General features: G+C 50.7%; 6 protein-coding genes, 2 tRNA genes and 3 rRNA genes. 4 read left to right on the top strand and 7 right to left on the bottom strand.

Annotation, left to right across the window (positions count from 1 at the left end; all coding sequences use genetic code 11):
• Positions 1-33: 33 nt before the first annotated feature.
• From O6D90_RS21455 to O6D90_RS21445, 3 genes are all read right to left on the bottom strand, one after another.
• Positions 34-336, bottom strand: coding sequence for a hypothetical protein (locus O6D90_RS21455; protein ID WP_131341598.1), 303 nt, complete (start codon positions 334-336; stop codon positions 34-36).
• Between the two features lie 297 nt (positions 337-633).
• Positions 634-1,353 carry a two-component system response regulator DcuR gene (gene dcuR, locus O6D90_RS21450; protein ID WP_016155419.1) on the bottom strand — a complete coding sequence of 240 codons (720 nt, stop codon included), beginning with the start codon at positions 1,351-1,353 and terminating at the stop codon, positions 634-636.
• Positions 1,350-2,981: a sensor histidine kinase gene (locus tag O6D90_RS21445; RefSeq protein WP_016155492.1), complete on the bottom strand. Its 1,632-nt coding sequence runs from the start codon at positions 2,979-2,981 to the stop codon at positions 1,350-1,352. Before O6D90_RS21445 ends, dcuR begins: the two co-directional genes overlap by 4 nt.
• Positions 2,982-3,578: 597 nt before the next feature.
• Here O6D90_RS21445 and O6D90_RS21440 point away from each other — a divergent pair.
• From O6D90_RS21440 to rrf, 4 genes are all read left to right on the top strand, one after another.
• A 16S ribosomal RNA gene (locus O6D90_RS21440) occupies positions 3,579-5,120 on the top strand.
• An 85-nt stretch (positions 5,121-5,205) separates the two neighbouring features.
• Positions 5,206-5,281: transfer RNA gene (locus tag O6D90_RS21435), tRNA-Glu, on the top strand.
• Positions 5,282-5,501: 220 nt separating this feature from the next.
• Positions 5,502-8,408 (top strand): 23S ribosomal RNA (locus tag O6D90_RS21430).
• 98 nt (positions 8,409-8,506) lie between these two features.
• A 5S ribosomal RNA gene (rrf, locus tag O6D90_RS21425) occupies positions 8,507-8,622 on the top strand.
• The 16S, 23S and 5S rRNA genes sit together here with 1 tRNA gene alongside, the layout of an rRNA operon.
• 409 nt (positions 8,623-9,031) lie before the next feature.
• Here the strand turns inward: rrf and O6D90_RS21420 are convergent.
• The 4 genes from O6D90_RS21420 to cutA all read right to left on the bottom strand — a co-directional run bounded on the left by O6D90_RS21420 (position 9,032) and on the right by cutA (position 12,061).
• Positions 9,032-9,107: transfer RNA gene (locus O6D90_RS21420), tRNA-Phe, on the bottom strand.
• A 309-nt stretch (positions 9,108-9,416) separates the two neighbouring features.
• On the bottom strand, positions 9,417-9,992 hold the full coding sequence (locus O6D90_RS21415) for a transcriptional regulator (RefSeq protein WP_271143220.1): 576 nt from the start codon (positions 9,990-9,992) through the stop codon (positions 9,417-9,419).
• A gap of 36 nt (positions 9,993-10,028) precedes the next feature.
• The gene (locus O6D90_RS21410) at positions 10,029-11,738 is read right to left on the bottom strand and encodes a protein-disulfide reductase DsbD (protein ID WP_016155493.1); all 1,710 of its coding nucleotides are present in this window, start codon (positions 11,736-11,738) and stop codon (positions 10,029-10,031) included.
• A complete protein-coding gene (gene cutA / locus O6D90_RS21405) occupies positions 11,714-12,061 on the bottom strand; it encodes a divalent cation tolerance protein CutA (RefSeq protein ID WP_003025447.1) in 348 nt (115 codons plus the stop codon). Before cutA ends, O6D90_RS21410 begins: the two co-directional genes overlap by 25 nt.
• Positions 12,062-12,115: the final 54 nt, after the last annotated feature.

Here is a 12,115-nt window from a genome sequence, read left to right as displayed (position 1 = left end):
AATGGTCAGTATTCGATATGTCCGTATTTGCGATTAATGTTCAAATGTCTTGCTAGAATGTTTTTTTAACGTTATGGCGATATTTAGCTTTTTTCTGTGGCTTTGATCAGAGGAGAGAATCCTCAGGCGATGGGAAGCAGAGCTGGACATGGAGAGCTGCGGTTGACGCTGTAATTTATCTGTTTTGCGTTTTCCGCTATTTCGTGAACCACCGACAGAATGGGTGAGTAGGTTATTTGTGTGATCACGCTCACGCCATTTCATAATGTGATGAGGTTGGCGTGCGGATACTTTTATTTGCTCACAAAAATGTACGGTGTCCATGGTACGTAGCATGGTCTCCATTGCTACCAGTCTAGATTTTGTATGTCTGGTTAATTTCAGACTAATCCTTTATGGGTAAAAATACACACTCTGCGAGCTAGATAATACTTAATTAACTTTTGTTAGCGATTTTGAAATTAAAAACAGTGTGACGTTAATCAATATTAAAATAATACATTTAACATGCCGGATACAAATATATTTGATCTAACGCAAATTTATAATTCTGCAGCATGATTCAGAAAAGTAGGGATTTTTCATTATTTTAATAATTGTTACTTTCAAATAACAAATAATCCCAAATTGTTTTTATTGGCAATATTGTTTTAGTAATGAGTAATGTTCAGCCTGAACGCGGTAACGATAAACCGGTCTACCGGTTACGCCATAATGGATGCTGGTAAATAGGATGTGACAATTGACGAGCCAGATAAGATATTTACGGCAAGAAACGCGCGAGATATTGACCTCGTTGGCCAGTTCATCGGTGGAGAATTCCTGATCCTGATGCTCATCAATCCACTGGCACAGCGTGCGTAACGTTTGTGGCGTTAATCCTTTAGGTAAGCGCCGCGCTTCCTGTTCATTGGAGGAGCTGCCGTGAATCAACTGGTCAAGCTCAGACTGTTCATAGTACTGATGCTTTTCCATCTCGGTTTTCTTTTGTAGCCAGCCGGTCAGCGCCTCTTCAAAACGGGACGCCTGGAACGGTTTGATCAGGTAGTCAACGACACCATAGTGGAGAGAGTCTTTGATGGTGGTCGCGTCAGCGGCGGAAGAGATGACAATGACATCACACTTGCAACCTTCGCTGTGCAATACAGGCAACAGATCCAGACCGTTTTCTTTTTGCATATAAATATCAAGCAAAATCAAATCGATATGATTGCCGCTATGAAAGATTATCTCTTTTGCTTTCTCCAGCGTGGAGGCTGTGCCGCAGCAATGAAAACCGGAGAGTTGCGCGACATAACGGCGGTTTAATTCCGCTACCATTGCATCGTCATCGACAATTAAGACATTGATCATCTGCTGGCCCTCTCACCATTCCACGGTAACTGTACAAAAAATTGGGTGAAGATCCCAGGTTCTGACTCGACGGAAATATTGCCGCCAACGTTTTCAACCTGTTGTTTAACAAGCGCTAAACCAACGCCCCGTTCGGTTCCTTTTGACGAAACGCCCTTCTCAAAGATGTGCTCAATGTGTTCGGGGGCAATCCCCGGACCATCGTCATTCACTTCGCAATGCAACCAGCCGTGTCGATAATGCAAGGATACGCTGATCTCGCCACCAGGTTCTTGACCTAGCGCCTCCAGGGCGTTTTCAATTAAATTCCCCAGAACGGTAATCAGCACAGCCACCTGATCTTCGTTGCTGTTTTCCGGTAACTGGCTTTCATTGCTGATCACCAGGCTATGGCCTAAATCAGATGTGCGATTAATCTTACTGAGTAAAAATCCTGCGATCACCGGGGATTTTATTTTTCCTAACAGTGAGCCAATCTCTTCCTGATAACTGTTTGCGGTCTTCAGGATGTAATTTTCAAGCTGCTTATAACTTTTCAGATGCAATAATCCCAGAATCACGTGCAATTTATTCATGAATTCGTGGGATCGTTCACGAAGTGCGTCGGCATAGTTGACCATGCCGTCCAGTCGTTGCATTAATTTTCGGACTTCAGTCTTATCTCTGAATGTTGAAATGGCCCCGATGATTTTACCGTTGCTGAGTACCGGAACCGTGTTAATTAAGAGTAGCCGATCCTTCACCATGATCTCTTCATCGCGACGCGGCGTTCCGTCATGCAGTACCTGTGAAAAATCGACCACTTTTGACCATGCGTGGCTGAGCGTGGAGAGCTGGGCATCGTCTTGCGATTTGTGGTAATCCAGCAGCTCTTGTGCCGCCTGGTTTATCAGCGTCACTTCACCGCACTCGTCAACGGCAATGACGCCTTCCTTTATAGAGTGCAGCATCGCCTGGCGTTGTTCGAACAGATTGGAGATTTCATACGGCTCCAGACCAAACAGAATACGCTTGAGGACTTTGACAAATACCCATGTGCCGAGCAGCCCAACCAGCACGCCAAATAAGATGGACCAAAAGATGCTGCCACGGCTGTTATTGATCTGCTCAGTCACCCTGCTTAGCTCAAGGCCGATCGACACGACGCCTATCTGCCGGTGATGCTCGTCATAAATAGGGGTAAATACGCGCAGGGCTTGCGCCAGAAATCCGCGATTAATGGCGACATTCTCTTTCCCTTGCAGGGCCAGCAAAATGTCATCGCCTTTAAACGGCTGACCGATTCGCTGCGCTTCGGGATGGGAGTAACGAATGCTTTGCATATCGGTGACGACGATGAATAAAAAATCGTTGCTCTTATTCACCGCCTGGGCAATCGCCTGAATACCGCTTTCCTCGGGCTTTTTCATTAGCCCCTGGCGGATCTCCGGGGAGTTTGCCAGCGTTCGTGCGACCGCAAGCGCTTTACCCGCTAATGCATCGCGCGTCATGTTGCTGATTTGCGAGAAATAAATCAGATGAACGACAAGCAGTACGGAGAAGAGTACCGCACTGACCATGAGGATCACGGTAGTGCCGAGCTTCATCGGGCGTTTGCGTATAGCAGTACGTTGCAGAGAGTGTCTCATCACGGTCCTGGAATCACGGTTTGTATGGGTATTATCGCCTGATGGGATGCGTAATTCAAAGGTGGTAGGGATGATGGGGCATGGGCTGCCTGGGCTTTTCTTCTATATATAACGTGGAGCGAGTCTCTTTTTATATAGAGATTTCCTTATCTGCTTTCACTTCTTTCAGGGAGGCTGACCACTATTTTGCTTACGATTGTGGATAACTCTGTGTGTAAATGGGTATAAGGCGGGGTTTTGCTGTGGAATGCAGCGGTCAGTCATTTTTCTGCAATTTAAGGGTTGCGGGCCGCAGGAAACTCCCTATAATGCGCCTCCATCGACACGGCGGATGTGAATCACTTCACACAAACAGCCGGTTCGGTTGAAGAGAAAAACCTGAAAATGAGGGTTGACTCTGAAAGAGGAAAGCGTAATATACGCCACCTCGCGACAGAGCGCTAAAGCGCGTCGCACCTGCTCTTTAACAATTTATCAGACAATCTGTGTGGGCACTCGAAGATACGGATTCTTAACGTCGCAAGACGAAAAATGAATACCAAGTCTCTGAGTGAACACGTAATTCATTACGAAGTTTAATTCACGAGCATCAAACTTAAATTGAAGAGTTTGATCATGGCTCAGATTGAACGCTGGCGGCAGGCCTAACACATGCAAGTCGAACGGTAGCACAGAGGAGCTTGCTCCTTGGGTGACGAGTGGCGGACGGGTGAGTAATGTCTGGGAAACTGCCCGATGGAGGGGGATAACTACTGGAAACGGTAGCTAATACCGCATAACGTCGCAAGACCAAAGAGGGGGACCTTCGGGCCTCTTGCCATCGGATGTGCCCAGATGGGATTAGCTAGTAGGTGGGGTAACGGCTCACCTAGGCGACGATCCCTAGCTGGTCTGAGAGGATGACCAGCCACACTGGAACTGAGACACGGTCCAGACTCCTACGGGAGGCAGCAGTGGGGAATATTGCACAATGGGCGCAAGCCTGATGCAGCCATGCCGCGTGTATGAAGAAGGCCTTCGGGTTGTAAAGTACTTTCAGCGAGGAGGAAGGTGTTGTGGTTAATAACCACAGCAATTGACGTTACTCGCAGAAGAAGCACCGGCTAACTCCGTGCCAGCAGCCGCGGTAATACGGAGGGTGCAAGCGTTAATCGGAATTACTGGGCGTAAAGCGCACGCAGGCGGTCTGTCAAGTCGGATGTGAAATCCCCGGGCTCAACCTGGGAACTGCATCCGAAACTGGCAGGCTAGAGTCTTGTAGAGGGGGGTAGAATTCCAGGTGTAGCGGTGAAATGCGTAGAGATCTGGAGGAATACCGGTGGCGAAGGCGGCCCCCTGGACAAAGACTGACGCTCAGGTGCGAAAGCGTGGGGAGCAAACAGGATTAGATACCCTGGTAGTCCACGCCGTAAACGATGTCGACTTGGAGGTTGTGCCCTTGAGGCGTGGCTTCCGGAGCTAACGCGTTAAGTCGACCGCCTGGGGAGTACGGCCGCAAGGTTAAAACTCAAATGAATTGACGGGGGCCCGCACAAGCGGTGGAGCATGTGGTTTAATTCGATGCAACGCGAAGAACCTTACCTACTCTTGACATCCAGAGAACTTAGCAGAGATGCTTTGGTGCCTTCGGGAACTCTGAGACAGGTGCTGCATGGCTGTCGTCAGCTCGTGTTGTGAAATGTTGGGTTAAGTCCCGCAACGAGCGCAACCCTTATCCTTTGTTGCCAGCGGTTCGGCCGGGAACTCAAAGGAGACTGCCAGTGATAAACTGGAGAAAGGTGGGGATGACGTCAAGTCATCATGGCCCTTACGAGTAGGGCTACACACGTGCTACAATGGCATATACAAAGAGAAGCGACCTCGCGAGAGCAAGCGGACCTCATAAAGTATGTCGTAGTCCGGATTGGAGTCTGCAACTCGACTCCATGAAGTCGGAATCGCTAGTAATCGTGGATCAGAATGCCACGGTGAATACGTTCCCGGGCCTTGTACACACCGCCCGTCACACCATGGGAGTGGGTTGCAAAAGAAGTAGGTAGCTTAACCTTCGGGAGGGCGCTTACCACTTTGTGATTCATGACTGGGGTGAAGTCGTAACAAGGTAACCGTAGGGGAACCTGCGGTTGGATCACCTCCTTACCTTAAAGAAACGTTCTTTGTAGTGCTCACACAGATTGTCTGATGAAAAGTAAATAGCAAGGCGTCTTGCGATTGAGACTTCAGTGTCCCCTTCGTCTAGAGGCCCAGGACACCGCCCTTTCACGGCGGTAACAGGGGTTCGAATCCCCTAGGGGACGCCACTTGCTGGTATGTGTGAGTGAAAGTCGCCGACCGAAGTATCTCAAAACAGACTTCCGAGTCTCGTTTGAGATATTTGCTCTTTAAAAATCTGGATCAAGCTGAAAATTGAAACGACACACTGTTTCATTTCTCCGTAAACAAGAAATGAAAAGCGGTGTGTCCGAGTCTCTCAAATTTTCGCAACACTGAAGTGTTTTACGAAACATCTTCGGGTTGTGAGGTTAAGCGACTAAGCGTACACGGTGGATGCCCTGGCAGTCAGAGGCGATGAAGGACGTGCTAATCTGCGATAAGCGTCGGTAAGGTGATATGAACCGTTATAACCGGCGATTTCCGAATGGGGAAACCCAGTGTGATTCGTCACACTATCATTACGTGAATACATAGCGTAATGAAGCGAACCGGGGGAACTGAAACATCTAAGTACCCCGAGGAAAAGAAATCAACCGAGATTCCCCCAGTAGCGGCGAGCGAACGGGGAGCAGCCCAGAGTCTGAATCAGCATGTGTGGTAGTGGAACGGTCTGGAAAGTCCGACGGTACAGGGTGATAGTCCCGTACACAAAAGTGCATGTGTTGTGAACTCGAAGAGTAGGGCGGGACACGTGGTATCCTGTCTGAATATGGGGGGACCATCCTCCAAGGCTAAATACTCCTGACTGACCGATAGTGAACCAGTACCGTGAGGGAAAGGCGAAAAGAACCCCGGCGAGGGGAGTGAAAAAGAACCTGAAACCGTGTACGTACAAGCAGTGGGAGCCTCTTTATGGGGTGACTGCGTACCTTTTGTATAATGGGTCAGCGACTTATATTCTGTAGCAAGGTTAACCGAATAGGGGAGCCGAAGGGAAACCGAGTCTTAACTGGGCGTTAAGTTGCAGGGTATAGACCCGAAACCCGGTGATCTAGCCATGGGCAGGTTGAAGGTTGGGTAACACTAACTGGAGGACCGAACCGACTAATGTTGAAAAATTAGCGGATGACTTGTGGCTGGGGGTGAAAGGCCAATCAAACCGGGAGATAGCTGGTTCTCCCCGAAAGCTATTTAGGTAGCGCCTCGTGAACTCATCTTCGGGGGTAGAGCACTGTTTCGGCTAGGGGGTCATCCCGACTTACCAACCCGATGCAAACTGCGAATACCGAAGAATGTTATCACGGGAGACACACGGCGGGTGCTAACGTCCGTCGTGAAGAGGGAAACAACCCAGACCGCCAGCTAAGGTCCCAAAGTCATGGTTAAGTGGGAAACGATGTGGGAAGGCACAGACAGCCAGGATGTTGGCTTAGAAGCAGCCATCATTTAAAGAAAGCGTAATAGCTCACTGGTCGAGTCGGCCTGCGCGGAAGATGTAACGGGGCTAAACCATGCACCGAAGCTGCGGCAGCGACACTATGTGTTGTTGGGTAGGGGAGCGTTCTGTAAGCCGTTGAAGGTGGCCTGTGAGGGTTGCTGGAGGTATCAGAAGTGCGAATGCTGACATAAGTAACGATAATGCGGGTGAAAAACCCGCACGCCGGAAGACCAAGGGTTCCTGTCCAACGTTAATCGGGGCAGGGTGAGTCGACCCCTAAGGCGAGGCCGAAAGGCGTAGTCGATGGGAAACAGGTTAATATTCCTGTACTTGGTGTTACTGCGAAGGGGGGACGGAGAAGGCTATGTTAGCCGGGCGACGGTTGTCCCGGTTTAAGCATGTAGGCGGAGATTCCAGGTAAATCCGGAGTCTTGTTAACGCTGAGGTGTGATGACGAGGCACTACGGTGCTGAAGTAACAAATGCCCTGCTTCCAGGAAAAGCCTCTAAGCATCAGGTAACACAAAATCGTACCCCAAACCGACACAGGTGGTCAGGTAGAGAATACCAAGGCGCTTGAGAGAACTCGGGTGAAGGAACTAGGCAAAATGGTGCCGTAACTTCGGGAGAAGGCACGCTGATATGTAGGTGAAGTGATTTACTCATGGAGCTGAAATCAGTCGAAGATACCAGCTGGCTGCAACTGTTTATTAAAAACACAGCACTGTGCAAACACGAAAGTGGACGTATACGGTGTGACGCCTGCCCGGTGCCGGAAGGTTAATTGATGGGGTTATCCGTAAGGAGAAGCTCTTGATCGAAGCCCCGGTAAACGGCGGCCGTAACTATAACGGTCCTAAGGTAGCGAAATTCCTTGTCGGGTAAGTTCCGACCTGCACGAATGGCGTAATGATGGCCAGGCTGTCTCCACCCGAGACTCAGTGAAATTGAACTCGCTGTGAAGATGCAGTGTACCCGCGGCAAGACGGAAAGACCCCGTGAACCTTTACTATAGCTTGACACTGAACACTGGTCCTTGATGTGTAGGATAGGTGGGAGGCTTTGAAGTGTGGACGCCAGTCTGCATGGAGCCAACCTTGAAATACCACCCTTTAATGGCTGGTGTTCTAACGTAGACCCGTAATCCGGGTTGCGGACAGTGTCTGGTGGGTAGTTTGACTGGGGCGGTCTCCTCCTAAAGAGTAACGGAGGAGCACGAAGGTTAGCTAATCCTGGTCGGACATCAGGAGGTTAGTGCAAAGGCATAAGCTAGCTTGACTGCGAGAGTGACGGCTCGAGCAGGTGCGAAAGCAGGTCTTAGTGATCCGGTGGTTCTGAATGGAAGGGCCATCGCTCAACGGATAAAAGGTACTCCGGGGATAACAGGCTGATACCGCCCAAGAGTTCATATCGACGGCGGTGTTTGGCACCTCGATGTCGGCTCATCACATCCTGGGGCTGAAGTAGGTCCCAAGGGTATGGCTGTTCGCCATTTAAAGTGGTACGCGAGCTGGGTTTAGAACGTCGTGAGACAGTTCGGTCCCTATCTGCCGTGGGCGCTGGAGAATTGAGGGGGGCTGCTCCTAGTACGAGAGGACCGGAGTGGACGCATCACTGGTGTTCGGGTTGTCATGCCAATGGCATTGCCCGGTAGCTAAATGCGGAAGAGATAAGTGCTGAAAGCATCTAAGCACGAAACTTGCCCCGAGATGAGTTCTCCCTGACCCTTTAAGGGTCCTGAAGGAACGTTGAAGACGACGACGTTGATAGGTCGGGTGTGTAAGCGTAGCGATACGTTGAGCTAACCGATACTAATGAACCGTGAGGCTTAACCTTACAACGCCGAAGATGTTTTGGCGGATGAGACATCGAAATTCAGCTTGATTACAGATGACATCGACAGACCCGAGAGGTGTGTTGATAAACAGAATTTGCCTGGCGGCTGTAGCGCGGTGGTCCCACCTGACCCCATGCCGAACTCAGAAGTGAAACGCCGTAGCGCCGATGGTAGTGTGGGGTCTCCCCATGCGAGAGTAGGGAACTGCCAGGCATCAAATAAGTGAAGAAGCCCATCCTGCCGGATGGGCTTTTTTGCGTCTGCAGGGAGTGAAAACTGCCGGATGCAGCGTACCATTTTATCCAGCCCATCATGTTGCAACCGGTGTGCAGGCCTGAGAAGCGCAGCGCACCTGGCTCTCCCGGCAGCACATTGCCTGTTATCCGTGCGCGGGATTGAGTAACAGGTACTGTCGCTCAGGATCGCGGACCTCTGTACATCCCATCACGTTAAACCCCATCTTCTTATAGAACCCAGATGTCAGCTTGTTAACAGGCACGACTAATCTTACATATGGATTTTGTGAGGGGTAGAGCAGTAAAGATATTGAGAGATGATCGGTTGGAAAGTATCAGAAACTATAAAAGCAAAAACCCGCCTCTAGGACGGGTTCTTTGAATAGTGGTGCCCGGACTCGGAATCGAACCAAGGACACGGGGATTTTCAATCCCCTGCTCTACCGACTGAGCTATCCGGGCAACGGGGCGCATTAAACCGTATTCACGTCTGCCAGTCAATCAAATTTCGGGAAAAGATGTTCAACCGCTTAATATTGCGGCAATCTGTGCGATTATGCCTGAAGTTTGCACAAAACTTCCAGGCAATTTACCTATCTGACCTTCTATATGAGCAAAGGCTGAGGAAAACGTTACGCGGCCTGTATTACTCCCGCACACTACCGCAAGTTGTGCACAAGCCTTTCCGACGTTTCCAGTAACTAACGGTGCAATTGCTGCGGCAGGACCCGCTGGTGTGTTGACTCATTTCGGCCTTGCGGGCATGCTTGCTTAGGTCAGCGCACCGCCCATACGGCACTGAGCAAAGCGCAGGATATCTTCAGCCAGACGGTGTGCCGTTTCGACATCAGCATGGCTACGATTCACCAGCATGCGGCTCAGACAGCCCTCCAGCACCAGTTCCATCTGTTTGGCAACCATTGCAGGGTCGTCAACTTCCAGCGTCGTCAGCAGCTCATGGGTGAAGTCATGTGCTGCCTTTTTTTGCTGATCGGCTAACTGATGGATCGGATGCCCGGGATCGGGGTAAAACGTACAGGCGGCGATAAACAGGCAGCCTGGATAGCGATTATTGCTCACGCATTCGGACAGCGCGGTGTAGCGTGCCAGTAATTTCTGTTCAGCGCTCAGGGTGTCATCCAGCAAAAGTTGACGCCGCCAGATATCCACCCGCTGGCTGAGGTAACGTAACGCATCGTACAGAATGGCCTCTTTGTCGGGCCAAAAGCGTTGTAGTTCATCAAGAGGATAATCGATACGATCGGCCACCATTTCCAGTGTGGTATTGGCTATCCCTTGAACCTCAAGTAATTTCAGGACTTCTCCCAGGACATCTTCACGTTGCACGGTATTCTCCTCCGTATTTCCTGTTGCAAGTGTCGCTCACGGTTGGCGATCGCGCAAATGTGCGCTGAAGGTCGCGGCATCCATAAAGCCGGTTACCCGAGCCTCCGGATGCTCTTTCCCCTCGGCGTCAAAGAACAAAATAGTCGGCAAACCTAAAACCTGTAGATGTTTCAGCAGAGCGACATCCTGGGCATTATTTGCAGTCACATCCGCCTGCAAAAGCACCGTGTCGCCTAGCGCTTGCTGAACCTGCTGATTGCTAAACGTATACTTCTCAAACTCCTTACAGGCCACGCACCAGTCAGCATACAGATCCAACATCACGGGCTTGCCTTTAGCTTGTGCCAGCGCCTGATTTAGCGCATCCACCGAAGCCACAGGCGTGAAGTTAAGGTGTGTCTGGGTTTGAGCATGCGGCACGCCGAACGCCCAGTCCTGCAATGGCCGAACGCTTACCAGCGCTGCAGCTAACAGGATAATCTGCACGATGCGCATCCAGGCGTGCTTTGCCTGCAGGCTGGTGATAAATGCCCAGCTAAAGAATGCGACGCCCAACAGCGACCACAGGCGAACGCCCCAGTCGTCGCCAATGATGCGTTCGAGAAAGAAGACGGGGAGCGCCAGAATGACAAAGCCAAAAGCGGTTTTGACATGTTCCATCCATGGGCCGCTTTTAGGCAACAGACGATTACCGAATACGGTAATTAGCATCAGAGGTAATCCCATCCCCAGCGCGTACAGATACAGCGTGCCGCCTCCCAGCCACATGTTCCCGCTCTGAGCGATATACAGCAAAATCGCGCTTAGCGGGGCCGTTGTACAAGGAGAACAGATGAGGCCGGCAATCGCCCCCATCGCAAAGACGCTACCGGGGGAACCGCCTTGCTGACGGTTACTCATCAATGTAAGGCGTGTTTGCAGCGATGAAGGGAGTTGCAGCGTGAACAAGCCAAACATCGAAAGGGCCAGCAGCGTAAAGACCACGGCAAGGCCAATCAGGACGTAAGGATGCTGTAGCGCAGCCTGGAACTGCAATCCAGCGGCCGCAACAACCAGACCCAGCGCGGTATAAGTGAGCGCCATTCCCTGGACGTAGATAAACGTCAGCAGCAGCGCGCGTCCGGTTGATAAGCGTTGTTTGCCGCCCAGCACGATACCGGAAATCAGTGGATACATCGGCAATACGCAAGGTGTAAACGCGATGCCAATTCCGATTAGCAATGCCCACAGCGCGGAAAAGGGAAGCTGGGTTGCGGGTTGTGGTCTCTCTTGCAAAGTATCGGTGGCAGGAACTGGCGCAGGTGTCGCCCTGGTATCGGCAGACACTTCACTTAATGGCACCGTTTTAGTTTCAGGCGGATAGCAAAAACCGGCGTCGGCACAGCCCTGGTATGTGACCGTTAATGTTGCGCCAGATTTAGCCTGATTGACCGTGACCGGGATAGTCAATTGTTTACGGTAAATCTCACTTTTGCCATAAAACTCATCTTCATGCCAGACGCCTGGCGGTAGTTTTACCTCGGCGATATCGGCCTGAGATGGCGTAATGCTTATCTGTTTGCGATACAGATAGTAGCCATCTTTAACCTGCCATGAGAGGTTCAGATCGTGTTGGTTTTGCTGAAAATCAAAAACAAACGCCCGATCGGCAGGAACAAACTGCGAGCGGCCAGGCGCGTCAAATAATCCGGCAAAGGTAGATGTGCTGCACAGCAGCAGGATCAGCGTAAGGATGCGTTGAGCCATGAGCGGTAATCAAAGTCTCCGTGAGTGACGGGTAAAACCAGAAGTTCAGGCGTTTGGTATGGATGATGTGACTTCAGGCAATCGAGAAGGGCTTGCTGGTGTGTGACGGTGGTTTTTAAAATCATCTGGACTTCATATTCCTGCTCCAGCTTACCTTCCCAATAATAGAGGGAAGTCGCGCCAGGCAGCAGCGTCACGCAGGCAGCCAGCTTTTCCGCCAGCACTTTGGCGGCCAGATCCTGGGCGGTTGCTTCATCCGGGGCGGTACAGAGCACCACAACGGTATCGGGGATGGAAATATCCTGACTCTTTACATCAAGCATAAACACCTCGAAAGAACAGAGTAACCAGCTAAAGAGTGGTCACTATACAACGGA

The organism is Citrobacter sp. 21OH12SH02A-Citro (assembly GCF_027919895.1).
In the GTDB taxonomy this organism is placed as follows: domain Bacteria; phylum Pseudomonadota; class Gammaproteobacteria; order Enterobacterales; family Enterobacteriaceae; genus Citrobacter; species Citrobacter braakii.
The sequence above is the reverse complement of the archived record's forward strand: the minus strand, read 5'-3'. Positions and strand labels throughout refer to the sequence as shown.

Coding starts and splice junctions, on each gene's coding strand:
- O6D90_RS21445 (WP_016155492.1), bottom strand. CDS start 2,981: ATGAGACACTCTCTGCAACGTACTGCTATACGCAAACGCCCGATGAAG.
- O6D90_RS21410 (WP_016155493.1), bottom strand. CDS start 11,738: ATGGCTCAACGCATCCTTACGCTGATCCTGCTGCTGTGCAGCACATCT.
- cutA (WP_003025447.1), bottom strand. CDS start 12,061: ATGCTTGATGTAAAGAGTCAGGATATTTCCATCCCCGATACCGTTGTG.
- O6D90_RS21455 (WP_131341598.1), bottom strand. CDS start 336: ATGCTACGTACCATGGACACCGTACATTTTTGTGAGCAAATAAAAGTA.
- dcuR (WP_016155419.1), bottom strand. CDS start 1,353: ATGATCAATGTCTTAATTGTCGATGACGATGCAATGGTAGCGGAATTA.